General features: G+C 64.0%; 20 protein-coding genes. 11 read left to right on the forward strand and 9 right to left on the reverse strand.

Annotated elements, in window-relative coordinates; translation table 11 throughout:
- Position 1: 1 nt before the first annotated feature.
- Positions 2-319 (reverse strand): polyhydroxyalkanoic acid system family protein, encoded by a 318-nt coding sequence (locus UB31_RS31550; RefSeq protein ID WP_045013642.1) that lies wholly within the window; start codon positions 317-319, stop codon positions 2-4.
- A gap of 180 nt (positions 320-499) precedes the next feature.
- Between UB31_RS31550 and UB31_RS40830 the strand changes: the two genes are divergently transcribed.
- Positions 500-664: a DUF3309 family protein gene (locus UB31_RS40830; RefSeq protein WP_007595743.1), complete on the forward strand. Its 165-nt coding sequence runs from the start codon at positions 500-502 to the stop codon at positions 662-664.
- 96 nt (positions 665-760) lie between these two features.
- Here the strand turns inward: UB31_RS40830 and ligD are convergent, their stop codons facing one another.
- Positions 761-3,424 (reverse strand): DNA ligase D, encoded by a 2,664-nt coding sequence (gene ligD / locus UB31_RS31555; protein ID WP_045013643.1) that lies wholly within the window; start codon positions 3,422-3,424, stop codon positions 761-763.
- Between the two features lie 118 nt (positions 3,425-3,542).
- Between ligD and ku the strand changes: the two genes are divergently transcribed.
- A complete protein-coding gene (gene ku, locus UB31_RS31560) occupies positions 3,543-4,427 on the forward strand; it encodes a non-homologous end joining protein Ku (protein WP_045013644.1) in 885 nt (294 codons plus the stop codon).
- Between the two features lie 9 nt (positions 4,428-4,436).
- On the opposite strand, the gene UB31_RS31565 is transcribed toward ku, so the two are convergent.
- The 6 genes from UB31_RS31565 to UB31_RS31590 all read right to left on the reverse strand — a co-directional run bounded on the left by UB31_RS31565 (position 4,437) and on the right by UB31_RS31590 (position 12,591).
- Complete coding sequence (locus UB31_RS31565; protein WP_045002064.1) at positions 4,437-5,126, reverse strand: response regulator; 690 nt, start codon at positions 5,124-5,126, stop codon at positions 4,437-4,439.
- Positions 5,123-7,846, reverse strand: coding sequence for a DUF4118 domain-containing protein (locus UB31_RS31570; protein ID WP_045013645.1), 2,724 nt, complete (start codon positions 7,844-7,846; stop codon positions 5,123-5,125). The genes UB31_RS31565 and UB31_RS31570 overlap by 4 nt, the downstream gene beginning before the upstream one ends.
- 40 nt (positions 7,847-7,886) lie before the next feature.
- The gene (locus tag UB31_RS31575; protein WP_045013646.1) at positions 7,887-8,492 is read right to left on the reverse strand and encodes a K(+)-transporting ATPase subunit C; all 606 of its coding nucleotides are present in this window, start codon (positions 8,490-8,492) and stop codon (positions 7,887-7,889) included.
- Between the two features lie 60 nt (positions 8,493-8,552).
- On the reverse strand, positions 8,553-10,667 hold the full coding sequence (gene kdpB, locus UB31_RS31580) for a potassium-transporting ATPase subunit KdpB (RefSeq protein WP_045013647.1): 2,115 nt from the start codon (positions 10,665-10,667) through the stop codon (positions 8,553-8,555).
- Between the two features lie 18 nt (positions 10,668-10,685).
- Entirely contained in the window at positions 10,686-12,389 is a 1,704-nt protein-coding gene (gene kdpA / locus UB31_RS31585) for a potassium-transporting ATPase subunit KdpA (protein ID WP_045013648.1), read from the reverse strand.
- A 112-nt stretch (positions 12,390-12,501) separates the two neighbouring features.
- Positions 12,502-12,591, reverse strand: a complete 90-nt coding sequence (locus tag UB31_RS31590) for a K(+)-transporting ATPase subunit F (RefSeq protein WP_038965694.1) — start codon at positions 12,589-12,591, stop codon at positions 12,502-12,504.
- Positions 12,592-13,196: 605 nt separating this feature from the next.
- Here UB31_RS31590 and UB31_RS31595 point away from each other — a divergent pair.
- The 9 genes from UB31_RS31595 to UB31_RS31630 all read left to right on the forward strand — a co-directional run bounded on the left by UB31_RS31595 (position 13,197) and on the right by UB31_RS31630 (position 18,535).
- Positions 13,197-13,664 (forward strand): hypothetical protein, encoded by a 468-nt coding sequence (locus tag UB31_RS31595; protein WP_045013649.1) that lies wholly within the window; start codon positions 13,197-13,199, stop codon positions 13,662-13,664.
- 58 nt (positions 13,665-13,722) lie between these two features.
- Positions 13,723-13,983 (forward strand): hypothetical protein, encoded by a 261-nt coding sequence (locus UB31_RS31600; protein ID WP_045002053.1) that lies wholly within the window; start codon positions 13,723-13,725, stop codon positions 13,981-13,983.
- A 132-nt stretch (positions 13,984-14,115) separates the two neighbouring features.
- Positions 14,116-14,364 carry a hypothetical protein gene (locus UB31_RS31605; RefSeq protein WP_045002245.1) on the forward strand — a complete coding sequence of 83 codons (249 nt, stop codon included), beginning with the start codon at positions 14,116-14,118 and terminating at the stop codon, positions 14,362-14,364.
- Positions 14,365-14,388: 24 nt separating this feature from the next.
- Positions 14,389-15,306 carry a 4-hydroxy-tetrahydrodipicolinate synthase gene (dapA, locus tag UB31_RS31610; protein ID WP_045013650.1) on the forward strand — a complete coding sequence of 306 codons (918 nt, stop codon included), beginning with the start codon at positions 14,389-14,391 and terminating at the stop codon, positions 15,304-15,306.
- Positions 15,307-15,436: 130 nt separating this feature from the next.
- On the forward strand, positions 15,437-15,628 hold the full coding sequence (locus UB31_RS31615; protein ID WP_045013651.1) for a hypothetical protein: 192 nt from the start codon (positions 15,437-15,439) through the stop codon (positions 15,626-15,628).
- Between the two features lie 17 nt (positions 15,629-15,645).
- Positions 15,646-16,008, forward strand: a complete 363-nt coding sequence (locus UB31_RS31620; RefSeq protein ID WP_045013920.1) for a hypothetical protein — start codon at positions 15,646-15,648, stop codon at positions 16,006-16,008.
- Position 16,009: 1 nt separating this feature from the next.
- On the forward strand, positions 16,010-16,138 hold the full coding sequence (locus UB31_RS42890; protein ID WP_283806017.1) for a hypothetical protein: 129 nt from the start codon (positions 16,010-16,012) through the stop codon (positions 16,136-16,138).
- Positions 16,139-16,294: 156 nt separating this feature from the next.
- Positions 16,295-16,930 carry a uracil phosphoribosyltransferase gene (gene upp, locus UB31_RS31625; protein ID WP_045002048.1) on the forward strand — a complete coding sequence of 212 codons (636 nt, stop codon included), beginning with the start codon at positions 16,295-16,297 and terminating at the stop codon, positions 16,928-16,930.
- Between the two features lie 33 nt (positions 16,931-16,963).
- Positions 16,964-18,535, forward strand: coding sequence for an AMP-binding protein (locus UB31_RS31630; RefSeq protein ID WP_045013652.1), 1,572 nt, complete (start codon positions 16,964-16,966; stop codon positions 18,533-18,535).
- A 27-nt stretch (positions 18,536-18,562) separates the two neighbouring features.
- On the opposite strand, the gene UB31_RS31635 is transcribed toward UB31_RS31630, so the two are convergent.
- Positions 18,563-20,851: a tetratricopeptide repeat protein gene (locus UB31_RS31635; protein WP_050044891.1), complete on the reverse strand. Its 2,289-nt coding sequence runs from the start codon at positions 20,849-20,851 to the stop codon at positions 18,563-18,565.
- Positions 20,852-20,972: the final 121 nt, after the last annotated feature.

The following is a 20,972-nucleotide window of genomic DNA, read 5'->3' on the forward strand; positions in this document are numbered from 1 at the left end:
GCTACTTTCCCCCGTCCTTCGTCAGCAGCAACTGGCCGCGCTTGCGGATCGTGGCTTGCGCCATCTCGGCAAAGCGCTGCAACAGCCAGGGCAACACCACCTGAACCTTGACGTGGTCGTCGGCGACATCGACCTGCCCGCTTGCAATCTGGCCGAGCGCGCGGATGCGAAAATTCATGGTGTCGCCGCTCCAGCGCTCCTCCTCGACCTGCATTACGGGAATGCTGGCCGCGGCGCGGCCGAGCCCGGTCTTGAGCCGACGCACCGCCTCCTCGCGGCCGAGATGATGCGGAATGGAAACGACAAGCGGTGCTGACATGGCCCTACCCCGTGCTGGATGAACCTCACCTAGTCATGCCGGACGAGACACTAAAGGTTCCATGCAACTAGGACCTGCCGCCGTGTTTCATCGGCGGAACTTTAAAACCTGCGGCAAGTTGCCCTCGCACAACGGGACAGGTGCAACGACCCTTTCACCAAAGGGCTGGAGGAGACTATCATGTCTATCGGTACGATCATTCTGATCATCTTGGTTATCGCCCTGCTTGGCGGCTTCAGCGGCATCGGCGGTGGCCCGTTCTATGGCACCGGCTATTACGGCGGCGGCGGCCTCGGGCTCGTCATCGTTATCCTGCTGATATTGCTGTTGCTGGGACGGATCTAGCCGGCGGCTTCGTAGGGTGGGCAAAGGCGCAATGCGCCGTGCCCACCTCCTGCCGCAGTGCACGAAAGATGGTGGGCACGCTTCGCTTTGCCCACCCTACTTCTTCCCCGCGAGCTTCTTCATCGCGGCCTTGATCGACGCGGCAGCATCATCATATCCCTCCCAGGCTTTCGAGCGCGCCAGCAAACCCGGCACAGTCCGCACCGTATATCGCTTCGGATCGAGATCGCTCTTCACCTGCGCCCAGATGACAGGCATCGAGACAGTCGCACCATCACGCGCGCGAGGCGATAGCGGCGCCACGGCCGTCGACAAACGATCGTTGCGCAAATAGTCCAGAAAGATCTTCCCGTTGCGCAGCTTCTTCGACATGTTGAGCAGATAGCGCTCGGGATCATCATCGGCCATCCATTGGCAGACGCCTTGCGCAAAAGCCTTGGCTTCCTTCCAGCCCACTCTGTCGCGCGCGCCGTGAAGCAGCGGCACCACCACATGCAGGCCCTTGCCGCCGGTGGTCTTGCAAAAGCTCTCCATGCCGACATGGGTCAGCCGCTGCCGCATCTCCTTCGCCGCCTCGACGACATCGGCAAAATCGACGTCCGGAGCGGGATCGAGATCGAACACCAGCCGACCCGGCGTATCATAGGCGTCAGGCGCGCAATTCCAGGGATGCAGCTCCAGGCCGCCGATCTGCGCGACCGCGGCAAGGCCCTCGACGCGGTCGATCTGCAGGTAGGGCTTGCGGTCGCCCGCGACCTTGGCGAGTTCGAGCAGATTCGATGAGCCCTGCATGGCATGACGCTGGAAGAATTTTTCGCCGCCGATGCCATCGGGCGCACGCAGGATCGAGCAGGGACGCCCCTTCAGATGCACGATCATCCAGCTGCCGACCGCCTCGAAATAGCGGGCAAGGTCGAGCTTCGTCACGCCTTCGCCATCGCCGCCGTCCGGCCATAGCTCCTTGTCCGGCTTCGAGATGACGACGCCCATCACCTCGGCAGCGCCGGCGCCTTTTCCTTTGCCGGGCTTCGCTGGGGCGCGATTTCTGGCAGCAGGCTTGGCGAGCGCGGTGTCAACAGGCGTCTCCGCCTCGACCTCCTCCGCCGGCTTGTCCTGCCGCAGCCCCTTGAAGGCGGCCTGGCGGATATTGCCGTCGGCAGTGAAGCCGGCGAACTCGATCTCCGCGACGAGCTCGGGCTTCAGCCAATGCACATCACGGGTTTTCTTGGGTGCATTCTTGCCGCCGAACGGACTGTCGTTCGACGCGGCCTCCTTCAACAGCGGCATGATGCGCCTGACCTTGTCGGCGCCAAAGCCGGTGCCGACGATGCCGACATAGGCGAGATGATCGCCGCGATAGACGCCGGCCATCAGCGAGCGGAATTTCCCTGCCGTCGTCTTCCAGCCGCCGATCACGACCTCATGGCCGGCGCGACATTTTGCCTTGGTCCAGCTCTCCGTCCGCCCCGAGCGGTAGGGCGCGTCAAGTTTCTTCGACACGATGCCTTCCAGCTCGAGCTTGCAGGCCGATTGCAGCACTGCATCGCCGCCGCTGACGAAATGCTCGACATAGCGAATCTGGCTCGACTTCCGCCTACGCGCTTCCAGAAGCTTCTTGAGCCGTTCCTTGCGCTCGCCCAGCGGCAGCCGGCGATAATCGAGGCCTTCCGCAAACAGCAGATCGAAGGCAAAGAAGATGAGATCTTCGGTCTTGCCGTCCGACAGCGCAGCCTGAAGCGACGAAAAATTCGGTGCGCCGTTGTGGTCGAGCGCAACGATCTCGCCGTCGATCAGCGCGTCCGGCAGCGAACCCGCTTCCTTCGCGATCGACGCAAACTTGTCGGTCCAGTCGAGCCCCTTGCGGGTCTTGAGTGTTGCATTGCCGTCCTCGACGCGAAGCTGGACGCGGTAGCCGTCGAACTTGATCTCGTGGCACCAGCCATCGCCGGACGGTGGGCGCTCGACTGGCGTGCAGAGCTGCGGCGCCATGAAGTCCGGCATCTCCGAGACTTTTTTGGCGGTCGTCGCGGTCGTCGCTTTTTTCTTTGTGGTCTTGCGTGCCTTCAACGCTGTGCGAGGCGCCGGCTTTATCGTGCGCCCTTTCGTCTCCTCGGCGCGGTTCGACTGCCAGACCGCATCAGCCTTGCTCTTGGCGCCCTTCGCCAGCATGAAGGGCTTTGGTGCCCTCCCCTTGCCGTCGGCGATCTCGGCCATGGCGCGACCAGAGGCGACCGATTTGTCCTCGTTGAGGATGTCTTCACCCTCGCGCGCATAGTCGTCGCGATGCTTGATCAGGAGCCAGTTGGTGCGCTTGCCGCCAGTGCGATCGTTGCGCATGCGCACCAGCACCCAACTGCCGTGCAGCTTCTCGCCGTGCAGCGTGAACTTGAGGTCACCCTTCTTGAAGCCGCGCTCGGGATCATCGGATTCCCAGGTGCCGCGGTCCCACAGCATCACTGTGCCGCCGCCATACTGGCCTTCCGGAATCGTGCCTTCGAAATCGCCGTAGTCGAGCGGGTGGTCCTCCACCTCGACTGCGAGCCGCTTGTCGTGAGGATCGAGCGAAGGCCCCTTCGTCACCGCCCAGGACTTGAAGACGCCGTCGAATTCGAGCCGGAAATCGTAGTGCAACCGGGTCGCATCATGTTTCTGGATGACAAAGCGTCGTTGCTTCGACGGCGCGACCGCTGACTCACCGGACGGCTCCGGCGTCTGTTCGAAATCGCGTTTCTGTCGATAGGTGGAGAGTTTTCGCAGCACGACCGGACCCGCATCACTTTCGGCGCTTCAGCCTATCACGGCAAAAGTCCCACCCGGAACCAAAACCCCGGAGCCCGGTTGGAGTTCCTGAAAAGCCTTGAAATCACTGGAGAATGAAATGGCTCCCCGCGCCTATTGGAAGGGAACGTTGAAGCTGTCGCTGGTTAGTTGCCCGGTCGTGCTGTACCCGGCGACCACGGCGGCAGAGAAGACGCGGTTTCACATGATCAACCGCGAGACCGGCAACCGGCTTAAGCAGCAGATGGTGGATTCCGAGACCGGCGACGTCGTCGAGAGCAATCAGAAGGGCCGCGGCTACGAGCTGCGCAAGGGCAAATATGTCGAGATCGAGCCGGAGGAGCTCGAGGCGGTCCAGATCGAGAGCAATCATACGATCGACATTGAGAGCTTCGTGCCGAGCGACGAGATCGACCAGCGCTACCTCAACCACCCCTATTATATCGCGCCCGAGGGCAAGGCCGCGGTCGATGCCTTTGCCGTGATCCGCGACGCCATGAAGGACGAGGGGCGCGTGGCGCTCGCCAAGATCGTACTGACGAACCGCGAGCATGTCATCGCGATCGAACCGCTCGGCAAGGGGCTGCTCGGCACGACGCTGCGCTACCCGTACGAGCTGCGCGACGAGGATGAGTTCTTCGACGACATCAAGACCCCGAAGATCACCAAGGACATGGTCGAGCTGGCCGGCCATATCCTGCGCACCAAGGCGGCGCATTTCGATCCCGCCAAATTCAAGGATGAGTATGAGAACGCGCTGAAGGCGTTGGTGAAGCGGAAGGCCAGCGGCAAGACAATCGAGCTGCCCGAGCCTGAGGAGAAGCCCAGCAACGTCGTCAGCCTGATGGATGCTTTGAAGCAGAGCTTGAAGGGGCGCGGTGGAGGGAAGGCGCGGGCCAAGTCCCACGCGCGCCACGCGACGGGACGACAACGAGCTGCGAAGAAGATGCAAAGGTCCGCGGCGGGGCGCCGGAAGGCGGGTTGAGAGACCCCGTCAATCCCCTGCCTTCAGCCGATACCCGATCCCCGTCTCCGTGAGCACATATTGCGGCCGCTCGGGATCGGCTTCGATCTTCTGGCGGAGCTGGCGGACATAGACCCGGAGATATTGCGCGTCGGTCAGCTCGTCCCAGAGCTCCTTGAGCAGGAAGCGATGGGTGAGCACCTTGCCGGCGTGCTGCACCAGCACGCGCAGGAGATCATACTCCTTCGGCGACAGTTTCACGTCGCGCTCACCGAGCTTGACGATCCGGCGGACGAGATCGACGGAGAGATCGCCAGTGCGAAAAACCGGCCGCTCGCCCTGAACCTGAAGCTGATGCCGTAGCGCGGCGCGCAGTCGGGCCAGCAGCTCGTCCATGCCGAACGGCTTTGTCAGATAGTCGTCGGCGCCTAGATCGAGCGCCTGCACCTTGCCGGCCTCGTCGCCGCGGCTCGACAGCACCACGATCGGCACGGCTTCATTGCGGGCACGGATCGTGCGCAGGAGCTCATGGCCCTGGATGTCGGGCAGGCCAAGATCGAGAATGATCAGCGCGGGATCTTCGGTGAGCTTTTCGAGCGCCATCTTGCCGTTCGACGCCTCCAGGATCTCATAGCCCTGCGTCGTCAATCCCATCCGCAGTAGTTTTCGGATCGGCGGCTCGTCGTCGATGACCAGAACCTTGATCGGGGCAGCACTCATGCGGCGGTATCCAATGCTTTAGTCTGTGCGGGAACCGGCAGACGGATGGTGAGGATGGCGCCGCTCCGGTCGCTGCGGTTGGCGGCCGAGATCGTGCCCTGCATCGCCTCGACGAAGCCGCGGGAGATGGCGAGCCCGAGCCCGGTGCCGGGACGGACATGATCGCCCTTCTGCGCGCGATAGAACTTGTCGAACACGCTCTCAAGCTCGTCGGGCGGGATGCCGTCGCCTTCGTCGGCGATTTGGAGCATCACCTGATCCCGCTCGCGCTGGCTCGTGATCGAGATCGTCGTGTCGGGCGATGAATATTTCGCAGCATTGTCGAGCAGGTTGAACAGCACCTGCTCGAACAATACGGCATCCAACTGGAGCATCGGCAGATCGGCGGCCAGCACCAGCTCCACCTTGTGCGCGGTCAGGATCTTGGCTGCCCGTCGCAGCGCGCTGCCGACGATCTCGCTGAGATCGTGCAGCGCCGTATTGGGTACGATGGCGCCGGACTCGAGTTTTGTCATGTCGAGCAGATTGGCGATGAAGCGGTTGAGCCGCTCAGACTCGTCGATCACGGTCGCCAGCAAATCGCGCTTCTCGGTGTCGGACAGCGCGTTGGCGAGATCGCGCATGGTCGAGGCGGCCCCGAGCACGGAGGCCAGCGGCGTCTTCAGATCATGCGAGATCGAGGTCAGCAACGCCGAGCGCAGCCGCTCGGATTCGACGGTGCGCTTGACGCGGTCCATGTCCTCGACCAGCAGCACGCGCTCGATCGCGAGCGCGCCCTGGTCGACCAGCGCGTCGAGCAACCGGCGCTGGTCCGGGGTCAGCAACGGACCGGTGCGATCGTTGTCGATGCCGATCACGCCGATCGGGCCGCGGCCGGTCCGCATCGGCAGGAACAGCCGTTTTGCACCCGGCAGGGTATCCGCGCCGCGCCCGGCGGAGCGATCGTTGCTCCAGGCCCAGTTGGCGGCGGCAAGGTCGGCCTGGTCGAGCTGGTCCTCGGGCGGATAGCCGGATTTCACCGTCAGGAGGCCGTCCTCCGGCAGCAGCAGCACGACGCGAACCTTCAGCATCAGCGCAATCTGATAGGCGGTCGCCCACAACACGTCGTCGAGCGTGGCGGTGCCGGCGAGCTTGCGGCTGAAGGCATAGAGCTGTTCGGTGGTCCTGATGCGACCGATCGCGGTGTCGGCCTGGGTCCGCACCCGCCCGGCTACATTCGACACCACGAACGCAATCAGCATGAAGAAGAAGAATGCCGCGACATTGGTTGGATCAGTGATGGTGAAAGTGTAGACCGGCGGCAGGAAGAAGAAGTTATACGCCAGCGACGCCGCGACGCTCGCAAGCAGCGACGGCCACAACCCATAGCGGACGGCCACGGCAACCACCGCGGTCAGGAACATCAGGTCGACGTTCTCGACGCCGAAATACGGCTTGATGACCACCGCTGCTGCAAGGCCGAGCGACGTGATCCCGAGCGCCTTCAGATAGGGCCGTGCATCGAACGGCTCGGATCGCGCCGCCGTCTGCACCGAGGTCTTCGGCGCCGGCTCGCTCGTGAGCTCGTCGCCGGGAATGACGTGAACGCTGATATTGCCGGAGCGGCGCACCAGATCAAGTACGACCGAGCCACGCGTCAACTCGAACCACGGCGAGCGCGTCGACTTGCCGATCACGATCTGGGTGACGTTGTTGCCTTGCGCGAAGTTGATGACGTCGTCGGCGATGCGGCGGCCGACGGCTGGAATGGTCAAGGCTTCACCACCCAGCGATTCCGCAAGCCGTAGCGTATCGGCCAGCCGGTCGCGCTCCTCGTCGGAAAGCTGGAGCGACCGCCGCGTCTCGATCGAGACCGCAGTGAATGGCGCATGCAGCCGGTCCGCGAGGCGCTTGGTATAACGCACGAGCCCGGCTGCGCGCGGATCCTCGCTGACGCAAACAAGGATGCGTTCGCCTGCGGCCCAGGGGCCGGCGATGGCATTCGCCTGCATGTGCGTGAGAAGCTGCTCGTCGACCCGCTCGGCCGTGCGCCGCAGCGCGAGCTCGCGCAGCGCCGTCAGATTGCCCGGTGAGAAATAATGATCAAGCGCGCGCTCGGCCTGTTTGGGGACATAGACCTTGCCCTCCCTCAGCCGCTGGATCAGATCGTCGGGGGTGAGGTCGATCAGCTCGATCGCATCGGCGCGATCGAAGACCGAATCCGGGACGGTCTCGCGCACCCGCACATGAGTAATTTGCGCGACGACGTCGTTCAGGCTTTCGATGTGCTGGATGTTGACGGCGGTATAGACGTCGATGCCGTGAGACAGCAACTCCTCGACGTCGAGATATCGCTTCGGATGCCGGCTGCCGGCTGCGTTGGTGTGGGCGAGTTCGTCGACCAGCGCGATCCGAGGCCGCCGCGCGATCACGGCGTCGAGGTCCATCTCCTCGACGATCTGGCCGCGGTAATCGAGCTTCTTGCGCGGGATCACTTCCAGCCCTCGCACCAACGCCTCGGTCTCAACCCGGCCATGGGTCTCGACGAAGCCGACCACGACATCGATACCGGCCTTGCGCTTGGCGTGGGCGCTTTGCAGCATCTCGTAGGTCTTGCCGACGCCGGGAGCGGCGCCGACGAAGATTTTCAGCTTGCCGCTCGCGCTCTCCTCCCGGCGCGCTGCTTCCAGCAGCGCCTCGGGGGACGGACGTTGTTCGGGATCGCGGCGCTCTCGGACCATCAGGTCATTATAATCATCGGAGCGCCGCGAGCCTAGACCGCTACTTTGCGGCGGCGCGATCGAGCGCGAGGTTCAGCGCCAATACGTTAACGCGCGGTTCGCCAAGCAGGCCGAGCAGACGACCCTGGGTGCTGGAAGCCACGAGCTGCTTGACCTGATCGTCCGGCATATTCCGCGCCTTGGCCACGCGGGGCACCTGGAATTGCGCCGCTTCCGGCGAGATGTCCGGGTCGAGCCCACTGGCCGAGGTCGTGACCAGATCGACCGGGACGGCGGCATTCGGGTTCTCAGCCTTCAGCTTGTCCACATCCTCCTTCAGCCGGTCGGCCAGCGCCTTGCTGGTCGGGCCGAGATTGGAGCCGCCCGAGTTGCCAGCGTTGTAGGGCACCGAGACGGTCTTGGTCGAATCGTTCGGGTCCGGCGCCAGCGTCGCCGAGGGGCGGCCGTGGAAATATTTGTCGTCCTTGAACTCCTGCCCGATCAGGGCGGAACCGACGACCTTGCCATCCCGTTCGATCAGGCTGCCCTGCGCCTGTGCGGGGAAGATCGCACCGGCGATGCCGGTCATGGCGAGCGGATAGGCTAGGCCCGTGATCGCGGTGAGCACCAGCAACAGGACGATGGCGGGGCGGATTTCTCTGAGCATGTGTTTCTCCTAATTCTTCGTCTTTGCGCGGGGACGCGCACTGCGCCCCCGCGACGACGATCAAGCCAGGTGCAAGGCAACAACGACGAGGTCGATCGCCTTGATGCCGATGAAGGGAATGACGATGCCCCCCAAGCCGTAGATCAACAGATTGCGCCGGAGCAGCGCACCGGCACCGACCGCGCGATAGGCTACGCCTTTCAGTGCGAGCGGAATCAGCGCGATGATGATGAGCGCGTTGAAGATGATCGCCGACAGGATGGCGCTCTGCGGGCTCGACAGGTTCATGACGTTGAGCACGTTGAGCTGCGGGTAGAATGCCAGGAACATCGCGGGGATGATCGCAAAGTATTTTGCGACGTCGTTGGCGATCGAGAAGGTCGTCAGCGCACCGCGCGTCATCAGGAGCTGCTTGCCGATCTCGACCACTTCGATCAGCTTAGTCGGGTTGGAATCGAGGTCGACCATGTTGCCGGCCTCGCGCGCCGCCTGCGTGCCGGTGTTCATGGCGACGCCGACGTCGGCCTGGGCAAGCGCCGGCGCGTCGTTGGTGCCGTCGCCGCACATCGCCACCAGCTTGCCCTTGGCCTGCTCGTCGCGGATCAGCTTGAGCTTGTCCTCGGGTGTGGCCTGCGCCAGGAAGTCGTCGACGCCGGCTTCCGCCGCGATCGCCGCCGCCGTCATCGGGTTGTCGCCGGTGATCATGATAGTGCGGATGCCCATGCGGCGCAGCTCGGCGAAGCGCTCGCGGATGCCACCCTTGACGATGTCCTTGAGCTGGATGACGCCGAGCAGCCTTCCGTCCCTAGCAACCGCAAGCGGCGTGCCGCCAGCCTTGGAGATTTCGTCCGCAATGGCCTGAACCTCACGGCCGATATCCGAAAGTGCCGCAGGCTGGATCGCGCGAGCCGCATTGCCGGAGGCAACCGCCATCGGCGCACCGCCACCGACATAGTTGAGCATGGCATCGACGGCACCCTTGCGCACCGACGAGCCGCCGGCATCGACGCCGCTCATGCGGGTCTGCGCCGTGAACGGAATGAAGGTCGCGCCAAGCTCGGCCATGTCGCGGCCGCGGATGCCGTATTTCTCTTTCGCCAGCACGACAATGGAGCGACCTTCCGGCGTCTCGTCAGCAAGCGAGGCGAGCTGGGCTGCATCCGCCAGCTCCTGCTCGGTGACGCCGCGCACGGGCCGGAACGAGGTCGCCTGACGGTTGCCGAGCGTGATCGTTCCGGTCTTGTCGAGCAGCAGCGTGTCGACGTCGCCGGCGGCCTCGACCGCACGGCCGGACATCGCGAGCACGTTGAAGCGGACCAAGCGGTCCATGCCGGCAATGCCGATCGCCGACAGCAGCGCGCCGATGGTGGTCGGGATCAGCGTCACGAACAGCGCGACCAGCACGACCACCGAGATCGAGCCGCCGGCATAGGCCGCGTAGCTCGGGATGGTGACGGTGGCGAACACGAAGATGATGGTGAGGCCGGCCAGCAGAATGTTGAGCGCGATCTCGTTCGGCGTCTTCTGCCGCTCGGCGCCCTCGACCAGCTTGATCATGCGGTCGATGAAGGTCGAACCCTGAGCTGCCGTGATGCGGACCCGGATCCAGTCGGACAGCACTTGCGTGCCGCCGGTCACCGCCGAGCGATCGCCGCCGGACTCGCGGATCACGGGCGCGGATTCACCGGTGATGGCGGCTTCGTTGACGGACGCGACGCCCTCGATCACCTCGCCGTCGGAGGGAATGGTGTCGCCAGCCTCGACCAGCACGATATCGCCGACCTTGAGGCTTGTGCCCGGCACCAGCTTGAACGCCTGCCCGGCGCCGCTCAGCAGCTTGGCCTGGCTCTCGGTGCGGGTCTTGCGCAGCGAGTCAGCCTGCGCCTTGCCGCGGCCTTCGGCCACGGCTTCAGCGAAGTTGGCGAACAGCACCGTGAACCAGAGCCACAGGATGATCTGGAAGGTGAAGCCGAGGTTAGCACCGCCCGAGACCAGATCGCGCAGGAAGATCACGGTGGTGAGCGCGGCCACGATCTCGACCACGAACATCACGGGGTTCTTGATCATCAGGCGCGGATCGAGCTTGGTGAAGGATGCGCGGATCGCGGGAACGACGATCTTGGGGTCAAGCATCGCCGAGACGGAAGCGCGTTTTTGCAGTTTCATGGTTTCCATGGAGGTCACTCCAAACAATCAGAATACGTTGCCGGCGTTCATCGCGAGATGCTCGACGATGGGGCCGAGCGCGAGTGCCGGGAAGAAGGTCAGGCCGCCGATGATCAGGATCACGCCGACGACAAGGCCGACGAACAGCCCGCCGGTGGTCGGGAACGTGCCCGCCGACGGCGGGATCGATTTCTTGGCGGCAAGGGAGCCCGCAATCGCCATCGCCGGGATGATCATGAAGAAGCGGCCGACGAACATCGCGCTTGCGAGCGTGAGATTGTAGAAGAAGGTGTTGCCGGTGAGGCCCGCGAAGGCCGAGCCGTTATTGCCGGTCGCCGAGGTGAAGGCATAGAGCACCTCGGTGAAGCCGTGCGGACCAGCATTCGCCATCGAGGCGACCGCTGCCGGATAGACCACGCCGACCGCGGTCCAGCCGAGATACATCAGCGGCAACACCAGGATCGCGAGCATCGCCATCTTGACCTCGCGCGCTTCGATCTTCTTGCCGACATATTCCGGCGTACGGCCGACCATCAGGCCCGCCACGAAGATTGCGAGCACGACGAACAGCAGCATGCCGTAGAGGCCGGCGCCGACGCCGCCGACGATGATCTCGCCGAGCTGCATGTTGATCAGCGGGATCATGCCGCCGAGCGCGGTGAAGCTGTCATGCATCGCGTTGACCGCGCCGCAGGACGCGGCCGTCGTAATCACGGCAAATAGCGAGGACGCGACGATGCCGAAGCGAACCTCCTTGCCCTCCATGTTGCCGCCGGTCAGGCCGAGCGCATGCAGCGTCGAGGTGCCGTTGGCTTCCGCCCAATAGGTGACGGCGACACCGGCGAGGAACAGCACGCCCATCACCGAAAGGATCGCCCAGCCCTGGCGCTGGTTGCCGACCATGCGGCCGAAAACGTTGGTCAGCGCAGCGCCCAGTGCAAAGATCGAGATCATCTGCACGAAGTTCGACAGCGCAGTCGGGTTCTCGAAGGGGTGCGCCGCGTTAGCATTGAAGAAGCCGCCGCCATTGGTGCCCAGCATCTTGATCGCGACTTGCGAAGCGACCGGGCCGACCGCGATGGTCTGCTTGGCGCCTTCCAGCGTCGTGGCCTCAACATAGTCGCCGAGCGTCTGCGGCATGCCCTGCGAGATGAGGAACACCGTGTAGACGACGCAGAGCGGCAGCAGCACATAGAGCGTGCAGCGGGTGACGTCGACCCAGAAATTTCCGACCGTGCGCATTGACGCACGCGAGAAGCCGCGGATCAGCGCCACCGCAAGCGCGATGCCGGTTGCTGCCGACAGGAAATTCTGGTGCGTCAGGCCGATCATCTGCACGAGATAGGAGATCGTGCTCTCGCCGCCGTAGTTCTGCCAATTGGTGTTGGTGATGAAGGAGATCGCGGTGTTGAAGGAGAGATCCTCGGCGACTGCGCCCTGACCTGCCGGATTGAAGGGCAGCACGGCCTGGAGCCGCATCACGCCGTAGATGATGAGGAAGCCTCCGATATGGAACAGCAGCATCGAGACCGTATAGGTCAACCAGTGCTGCTCGCGCCTCTCGTCGACGCCGGAGAACCAGTAGATGCCGGCCTCGATCGGACGCAGCACCGGCGACAGGAACGTCCGCTCGCCGTTGAAGACGCGCGTCATGTACCAGCCGAGCGGCTTGGTCAACGCGATGATAATCGCGCAGAAAAGAATGATCTGGAACCAACCGATCACAGTCATGGCATTAACCCTTCAGGCTTTGTGTCCGGCGCAACAGCGGCAGCAGCACCGCGAGGAGACAGGCGACGAGTACGGCGTCCGCCAGCAGCAATTCGAGAAGCAGCAGCACGGGTCAGAACCGCTCGGGCCGCAGCAGCGCGTAGGTGAGGTAGAACAGGAGGCCGAACGAGACGGCACCAGCGAGCGCATAATCGAAAATCATGATCCGCTCCCTCACAGCCGTTCGCAGGCGTAGGTGTAGCCGATCGCAAGGGCAAAGAAGGCGAAGCCCAGCGCCAGCATCAGAATGTCCATCATGGGGATACTCCTCGTTGCGTCCTTATGTCGGGAGCAACTGTTTCTCAGGCGTCCGGCGGGCGTGAGTGGAAACGGAAATGGAACGCATCTCCACAGCGCCAGTCGGGACTTTTGACCGTTTTGAAATGCCACCGCGGGCATAGGTTTTCGAGACGAGGGCTATGGCGAAGTTATAGGAATCTCATAAAGGTGCCGTGGGTCGAACGACGCTCGCGAGGCAATACAAGCTGTCGTCCCGGCGAAGGCCGGGACCCATAGCCACGGAGAGTGGTTTGGTGAAGACTCGGAGTTACCAGCTTCGCGCTACAACTTCTCCCTGTGGTTATGGTCCCGGCCTTCGCCGGGACGACAGCTGTGCGGTTGGCAACACATTGCGTCCCTGACCGCACCATCCCGACACTTATGAAATCCTTATATCTCCCGCCCCGCTCTCATCTCGTTTTCAAATGCCCTTCTAGCCATCCTGAAGAGGCCGGCCGACTGACCGACGCCAATTCCGGGAGGCCTGATATGACCGCCGCGCTCCAACACTACGATCCACCCTCGCTCAGCAACCTCTTGCGCAATGCGCATGCGATGACGCGGCCGTTGATGCTCGAGATCATCGACAAGGCCTGCCGGCGCTTCCCCTCGCTCGGGCAGGGCGAACGTACCGCGCGACTCATGCGCCTGATCGATGCGGAGGCCTGGGCCGATGCCGCGCTGGCGCTGATGGAGCTCGAGCTACCGCTGTGGCAGGTCCGCCGCATCGCCTATGACGAGGGTGAATGGTACTGCGCGCTTTCGCGCGAACGCGAACTACCGGACTGGCTCGACGCCGCGGTCGAAGGCCGCCACGCCGATCTTGCGCTTGCGTTGCTGTCGGCTTTCATCGAGGTCCAGGCGTTGGCCATGGACGTATCGCGGCCGAGCGTTCCCACCGTACGTCCGGCGCTGGACCCGCTCTATGAGCCGGTCGCCTGCGACCATTTTGGCTAGAGCAACCCCGACGGGTTCAAGCCTCTGACAGGTTCAAGCTTTGCCGCAATCTCCGGACATGCCGCGAGCGATAGGCCCGACGCGCGTGCTGGCACGCTTTGCCGTCCGCGTCGCGCTGCTCGCAATTTTTGCTGCATTCGGCAGCGTCGGCTTCAACCGAAGCCTCGCCGCCCTGCTCTGGATGTCGATCATCCTGTGCGCTGTCGTCGCTCTCCTCAGGCGCGAGCCGCTGTTCGCCACCACTCTCAACCATTGGGACGAATGCGTCGCGTTCGGCACGCTGTTCGCGCTGGTTCATATCGTTAATGAATTGGCCTGAGCGCCGGCTTTATGACGTTCCTATGAGATCGTCGTGCGGCCGCCCTCGAAATCATATCCACGAGGAAAGATATTGAACGCGCAGGTGCTGGACATGCTCCCGCTGCCTGCGTCAATTGGAAGGACCAAATCCGTGAAACTCGTCGAACCTCCCTCGTGCAGCTCCCCCTCGACCGTCGTCTTCATCGGCCGCAACCACCGGGGACAGTGGATTGCCCAAGAGCAGAACGGCCTCTATGGCGGCCTGTTCGTCAGTCGCGCCCAGGCCATCAAATATGCGCTGTTCGAAAACGGACAGCATCCCGAGACCATCGTCGAGCTGCCGCGCGAGATCGAGCTCGATATGGGTAAAAGCCCCAACCTCTCGCAGCGCGCCGCCTGAGCAGGCCGCACCCAGCAAAAAGCCATGTTCATCCCTCCCTCTGCCTGGTTCACCGGCTTCATTCCGGACCTGCCGACGCCGTTCGATGCGGCTGACGCGATCGATCTCAAGGCGTTCGCCGCACTCTGCGAGCGCCAGGTGACAGCGGGCGTTCCCGCGCTCGTGGTCTGCGAGACCGCCGGCGAAGCGCCGACGCTCTCGCCGGCCGAGCAGGAGCTCGTCATTCGCACCGCGGTCGATGTCGTCCGCGGCCGCGCGCGGGTCATCGCGGGCGCCGTGTCGAATTCAACCAGTCACGCCGTCGCGCTCGCGCGTCGCGCAGAAGCGGCCGGCGCCGATGCCATCATGTCGGTGGTGCCCGCCTACAACAAGCCGATGCAGGACGGGATGCTCGCGCACTTCCGCAGTGTTGCCGGGTCGATCGGACTACCGGTGATTCTGCACGACATTCCCTCCCGCACGCTGCGTCCGCTCGCCGACGAGACGCTTCTGCGTCTCGTCGAATCCCGCCAGTTCGTGGGGCTGCGCGATGGGAGTGGTGACATCACCCGCCCAATGCGCCTGAGCCGGCTGCTGCCGGCCGACTTTCGCCTGCTGTCCGGTGACGACGCCACCGCCTTCGGCACCATCGCCTGCGGCGGCGATGGCGCGATCTCGCAGGTCGCCAACATCGCGCCGGATCTGTGCCGGACGATATTCTCCCAGGTCAGGCAGGGCCGCCTGCAATCGGCGCGCTATCTGCACAAGCGCCTCATCCCGCTCATTGCCTGCCTCTCGAGGGAAAGCCCGGCCGCGCTCAAATTTGCACTGAGCACGCTCGGCCTGATGTTGCCAGCTACAAGGCTGCCGATCGTGCCGCTCGATGATGCGGCTCAAATCGAGATCGCAAGAGCGTTCGCCGCGATCGCCGATGAGGAACTGATCGACAGCATCGGAGCGTAGCAAGGTGCGCCTATGGCGCTCCTATACGACAGCACGGCCGCTCATCTCGCATTCCTATGCTGCAACGCCCATCATACGAGACAGATGACGGCGGCCGGGACAGCTGCTGGAGACGAAGGATACATTCAAAATGTCGATGCTGACACATGGCCTTGAACGGCCTTTTAACTGGGCTAAGCGCCCGGCGCGGATCTCGAATGAGCACAAGGCCCAGCTCAAGCGCGTCGCGCTGCGCGCGCTGGCCGTGCTGTCGATGGGCGGCCTGCTCGCGGCGGTCATCGCGCTGAAGACCGCAATCTATGTCTGGCACCTCCACGCCTGAGCGCACCGGTGACCATCATGACCTTGCAGATGTGTGAGGAGGCCGCCATGGCCGCGATTGCTCTCCAAGCCTCCCGTCGCGAGTCCGAGGCCCAACTGGCGCAGGCAGCAACACTCAGGCCGCTCGATCCCGATGTCGTCAGCGCTTCCATTCCGGCGTTCTTCATCGGCCGCAACAAGGCCGGGCTCTGGGTCGCCCGCGAGGCAAGCGGCCGCATCGGCGGCCTGTTCCTGTTCAAGAGCTCCGCAGTCGATTTCGCCAACCGTCAGAGCAAGCCTGCACGGTGCGCGTTGGTGTTTCCCACAGACACCTTCGAGCTCGACATCGAGAACCACGGCAATCCGCTGATCGTGCTGGCGGCGCGGTTACTGAGAGGCTAGCGTGCATCTTCTCAAGGGAAATCTGGAGCACGCGGTCACCACGACCGTCCTGACCATGACGCTGAGTCTGGTCTGGGGTGCGATCCTGACGCTCGTGATTACGCTTCTCGCGCGCGGGCTCGGCGTCTAGACTTCACCGCGATCGACTGCGAATTGACCATGGCTGCCTACGAGGCGAGCAACCGGGCGCGAACCGCGGTGGCGATGCCTGCCTAAGGCCGCCCTATCCCGCGGAAAAACCTCGGCCGATCTGGCGCAGTTTCGCGGAACCGTGTAGATCGGTTTCATGAGCAGCAGCAACGTCCATGTCGTCGCCCACCCCCTGGTCCAGCACAAGCTTTCCCTGATGCGGGAGAAGGACCGTTCGACCAAGAGCTTTCGCGAGATCCTGAACGAGATCGGAATGCTGCTCTGCTACGAGGTGACGCGCGACCTGCCGCTGGAGCTGGTCGAGATCGAGACGCCGATCTCGCCGATGCAGGCGCCGAAGATCGCCGGCAAGAAGCTGACGTTGGCGCCGATCCTGCGCGCCGGCGTCGGCTTTCTCGACGGCATGCTGGCGCTGATGCCCTCGGCGCGCATCGCCCATATCGGGCTCTACCGCGACCCCGAGACATTGCAGGCCGTGGAATATTACTTCAAGGCACCGCAGGACCTGTCCGACCGCACCGTGATCCTGATGGACCCGATGCTGGCGACCGGCAACTCGGCCTGCGCGGGCGCGTCGCTGCTCAAGAACCGCGGCGCCCGCGACATCCGCTTCGTCTGCCTCTTGGCCGCGCCTGAAGGCATCGCCCAGTTCCAGAGCGAACATCCTGACGTACCGATCTGGACCGCCGCGATCGATGAGCGGCTCAACGATCACGGCTACATCGTGCCGGGCCTTGGCGACGCCGGCGACCGGATGTTCGGCACCAAGTAGACAGGTTTGCCCGATCGCGTTACTCCGGTTGCCATGCATGCCGACGATTTTTCACTGCAATCGCTGATCGTATCGGAGACCACCGCCGATCCCGCCTTCGTGTTCGGCGGCACGCCCGTCTCGCGCGCGGAATTTTCCCTAAAGATCGAGCAGACCGCAGCGTGGCTTGCCGCGCAGGGCATCGGCAAGGACGACGTGGTTGCGGTCTGGCTGGTCAACCGGGTCGAATGGATCGCGCTGCTGTTCGCCGCCGCGCGGCTCGGCGCGGTCATTGCTGCGGTCAATACGCGCTACCGCAGTGCTGAGGTCGCACATCTCCTGAAATTGTCCGGCGCCAAATTGCTCGTGGTCGAGGCCGCGTTTCGCACGATCGATTTCACCGCCATTTTCGCCGATATCGCCAAGGCCGAGGTGCCCGCGCTGCAAAAGCTCGTAGTGGTCGGCGCGGGTGCAATCCCCGCGCACTGGCCCTGCATCCGGTTCGATGCGTTCGATGAGCGCTATCCGCAAGCCCCCGCCCAAGATGACGTCGATCAGCCCGTGCTGCTCTACACCACATCGGGCACGACCAAGGGGCCAAAGCTCGTCGCGCATTCGCAGCGGACGCTGGCCACACACGCCACCTCCGTCGCCAAGGCGCTCAAGCTTGATCCGCAACGTCATTCGCTGCTGGCGATGCTGCCGTTCTGCGGCACTTTTGGCATGACGAGCTTGCTCGGCTTCATCGCGGCGGGGGCGACCATTCACGCGCTTGACGCATTCGAGGCGGCACCGGCGTTAAAGATCCTGAGCGAGCGCAAGATTACGCACGCCTTCGGCTCCGACGAGATGTTCCGCCGCATCCTCGCCCTCACCGACGCGTCGCGCCCGTTTCCGCATGTCGAAGTCTGCGGCTTCGCCGCGTTCCAGCCCAGTTGGCGCGAATTGGCCGCGGAGGCCGCGGCGCACGGCATGCCGCTGTACGGCCTCTATGGTTCGAGCGAGGTGCAGGCGCTGTTCTCGATCAGCCGCGCCAGCGACGCCTTCGCCGACCGCATCGAGGGTGGCGGCTGGCCGATGTCGCCTGACGCCAGGGTCCGCGTGCGCGACACCGAGACCGGTGATCTCGCAGCCGACGGCGTCTCCGGCGAGATCGAGATCAGCGCGCCGTCGTGCTTTCTCGGCTATTTCAACAATCCCGAGGCGACGCGCGATGCAACCACTGCGGACGGCTTCTTCCGTACCGGCGACATCGGCCGTCTCCGCTGCGACGGCTCCTTTGTCTATGAGACCCGTGCGGGCGATGCGATGCGGCTCGGCGGCTTCCTGGTCGCGCCCGGCGAGATCGAGGACGAGCTCAAATCCTGCGCCGGCGTTGCCGATGCCCAGGTCGTCGCGGTCGACCTGAAGGGCCATGCACGCTGTGTCGCGTTCGTAATCCAGGCGGATCAGCCACCGCTACAGGAGGCGCTGGTCGCACACTTGCGCGAGCGGCTGGCGGGTTACAAGATTCCGGCACGGATCTATATCGTCGACGCCTTTCCTGTCACCGACAGCGCCAATGGCGTGAAGATCCAGCGCGCCAGGCTCCGCGCCCTGGCGATGGAGCGGATCGCCGCCGAATAGGCTACGCCAGTGCGCTCACATATGCCCTCAGGGCTGGAGGTTGGCGAATGCGGTGAGCGCCGCGCGCACCCGTGCAACGACATCGACCCAGCCGCGGTCATCGCTCTGCCGGAACAGGCGCACGGTCGGATACCAGGGGCTGTCGTCACGATCGAGCAGCCAGCGCCAGTCGGGCGCATGCGTCACCAGGATCCAGACCGGCTTGCCGAGCGCCCCCGCCAGATGGGCAACGCCGGTATCGACCGCGACGATGAGATCAAGCTGCGAGATCAGCGCCGCCGTGTCGGTGAAATCCTGCAAATCGCCGCTGACATCACGAATGCCGGCACGCGACAGCACTTCAGCTTCGCCGGCGCCAAGCTGCTTCTGCAGGCTGACGAAGTTCACATCGACGTCCAGCAGCGGCAGCAGATGATCCAGTTGCATCGACCGTTCGCGATCGCGAACGTGGTTTGGATTGCCGGCCCAGGCCAGGCCGATCTTCAAACCGTGCATGTCGCGAAGCCGGAGCGACCATTGCGCCATTGCGGAGTCCGGTGCATGCAAATAAGGACCGTTCGCCGGGATGGTCTCCAGCCGGGTCGCGAATGCCAGCGGCAAGCTCGGTAGCGGACAGTGGAGATCGTACTCCGGCAGGATGTCGCCCTTGACGACAATCTGCGCGACGCCGGGGAGGTCGCGCATCAGGCCGCAGAGCGGCTGCTCGAGCTCCAGGACCACGCGCGCACCGCGCGCCGCAACCATCGGCACGTAACGGCAGAACTGAATGGAATCGCCAAAGCCCTGCTCACTGTGAAGCAGGATTGTCTTGCCGGCGAGATCGACGTCGCCGAGCCAGAGCGGCCGCGACCACTCGCGCGACGTCAGTCGTGCCACCGGCGCTCTATGGCGCCACTCATACTCGGCCCAGCCGGACGCCAGGTCGCCGGTGACGAGGCTGGCCAGGCCTTTCAGGAAGTGCGCGTCGGCGTAGTCCGACCGCAGGGCGATCGCGCGCTCATAGCTCGCCAACGCCTCGTCGAAACGCTTGAGATCGTACAGGGTAATGCCTCGATTGGCGAACGCCTCGGCATGGTGCGGCCCGGCCGCAATCGCCAGGTCGTGGCTGGCCAATGCGTCCTCCAACCGCCGCAGCTTGTGAAGCGTGACGGGGCGATTGTCGAGGGCTGCGGCATCGTCCAGCCGTGCGGCGACAGCCTTGTCGTGCGCCGCCAGCACCTCGCCATAGCGAGCCAGGTCATGCAAGGCAACGCCACGATTGGTCAGCGCTTGGACGTTGTCCGGCCGACTGATCAGCGCGCGCTCGAAGCTCTCCAAGGCCTGGTCGAGATGCCCGCGCGCATGCAGCAGGGCGCCACGATTGATATGAGCCTCGGCATGATCGGCTTGCAGCGCCAGCGCGCGATCGTAGCTCGTCAGGGCCTCGTCGAAACGCATCAGGTCATGCAGCGTGATGCCCCGGCCGACCAGGACCTTTGGATCATCGGGGCTCAGCTTCAGGGCGGCGTCGTGGCTCGCCAGCGACGCCTCCAGCTTCCCGAGGACGCGCAACGTAACGCCGCGATTGTAGAGTGCCTCGGCATGCCTGGGCTGCAGGACCAGCGCGCGATCGTAGCTTGCCAGCGCATCCGCGTGACGGTGCAACCGGCCGAGCGCATTGCCACGATTGCTGAACGCATCGGCATAGTTGGGCCGCAGGACGATGGCACGATCGTAGTCCGCAACAGCATCCTCGAAACGCCCCAGCTCATAACGGGTAATGCCCCGATTGAGGAAGGTCTCGACAAAGTCGGGTCGATACGCAAGCGCGGCTGCATAGCTCGCCAGCGCCTCTTGATGTCGTCCCAGAGCCTGCAGAACGATACCGCGATTGTTCAGGGCCTCCGGATAGTTCGGCTGCAACGCCAGCGCCGCATCATAGTCGATCAGCGCGTCCTGATTGCAGCCAAGCTCCTGCAGCAGGGCAGCGCGATTGTTGAGCACGTTGACGTGCTGCGGCTGGAGCGCAAGCGCGTGGCCGAAGCTCTCCAGCGCATCGGCCGGGCGTCCCAAGGATTTGAGGAGGGTGCCACGATTGCTCCACGCTTCCGCGAAGTCCGGCCGCAGCGCCAGCGCCCGGTCAAAATGGACAAGAGCCGCCGTGTTACGACCCCGCGCCATGTGGACGACCGCGAGAAGATTGAGGGTGATCGCCGACGACGGATCGGCGGCCAGGATCTTCTCGCATGTCTTCTCGGCCTGGCCGAGCTTGCCCGCGGAGTAGGCTTTCAGGGCAATCTCGAAAACCTGCGAGACTGTGAGGGAGACGGTCTTCATTCCGATGCGACTGCTCCAAGGCGACGCCAGATCGACGAGCTATATCTGACTCGACCGAATCCTGCCTAGACCATCGCGACGATTTGGCCGAGCCGACGGCGATAACCGGCCCGCCTGACGA

Source organism: Bradyrhizobium sp. LTSP849 (genome assembly GCF_000938255.1).
Classification (GTDB): domain Bacteria; phylum Pseudomonadota; class Alphaproteobacteria; order Rhizobiales; family Xanthobacteraceae; genus Bradyrhizobium.

Bases quoted from the DNA above. Each gene is read 5' to 3' on its own strand.
- UB31_RS31550 (WP_045013642.1), bottom strand. From the start codon at position 319: ATGTCAGCACCGCTTGTCGTTTCCATTCCGCATCATCTCGGCCGCGAG.
- UB31_RS40830 (WP_007595743.1), top strand. From the start codon at position 500: ATGTCTATCGGTACGATCATTCTGATCATCTTGGTTATCGCCCTGCTT.
- ku (WP_045013644.1), top strand. From the start codon at position 3,543: ATGGCTCCCCGCGCCTATTGGAAGGGAACGTTGAAGCTGTCGCTGGTT.
- UB31_RS31565 (WP_045002064.1), bottom strand. From the start codon at position 5,126: ATGAGTGCTGCCCCGATCAAGGTTCTGGTCATCGACGACGAGCCGCCG.
- UB31_RS31570 (WP_045013645.1), bottom strand. From the start codon at position 7,846: ATGGTCCGAGAGCGCCGCGATCCCGAACAACGTCCGTCCCCCGAGGCG.
- UB31_RS31575 (WP_045013646.1), bottom strand. From the start codon at position 8,492: ATGCTCAGAGAAATCCGCCCCGCCATCGTCCTGTTGCTGGTGCTCACC.
- kdpB (WP_045013647.1), bottom strand. From the start codon at position 10,667: ATGGAAACCATGAAACTGCAAAAACGCGCTTCCGTCTCGGCGATGCTT.
- kdpA (WP_045013648.1), bottom strand. From the start codon at position 12,389: ATGACTGTGATCGGTTGGTTCCAGATCATTCTTTTCTGCGCGATTATC.
- UB31_RS31590 (WP_038965694.1), bottom strand. From the start codon at position 12,591: ATGATTTTCGATTATGCGCTCGCTGGTGCCGTCTCGTTCGGCCTCCTG.
- UB31_RS31595 (WP_045013649.1), top strand. From the start codon at position 13,197: ATGACCGCCGCGCTCCAACACTACGATCCACCCTCGCTCAGCAACCTC.
- UB31_RS31600 (WP_045002053.1), top strand. From the start codon at position 13,723: ATGCCGCGAGCGATAGGCCCGACGCGCGTGCTGGCACGCTTTGCCGTC.
- dapA (WP_045013650.1), top strand. From the start codon at position 14,389: ATGTTCATCCCTCCCTCTGCCTGGTTCACCGGCTTCATTCCGGACCTG.
- UB31_RS31615 (WP_045013651.1), top strand. From the start codon at position 15,437: ATGTCGATGCTGACACATGGCCTTGAACGGCCTTTTAACTGGGCTAAG.
- UB31_RS31620 (WP_045013920.1), top strand. From the start codon at position 15,646: ATGACCTTGCAGATGTGTGAGGAGGCCGCCATGGCCGCGATTGCTCTC.
- upp (WP_045002048.1), top strand. From the start codon at position 16,295: ATGAGCAGCAGCAACGTCCATGTCGTCGCCCACCCCCTGGTCCAGCAC.
- UB31_RS31630 (WP_045013652.1), top strand. From the start codon at position 16,964: ATGCATGCCGACGATTTTTCACTGCAATCGCTGATCGTATCGGAGACC.
- UB31_RS31635 (WP_050044891.1), bottom strand. From the start codon at position 20,851: ATGAAGACCGTCTCCCTCACAGTCTCGCAGGTTTTCGAGATTGCCCTG.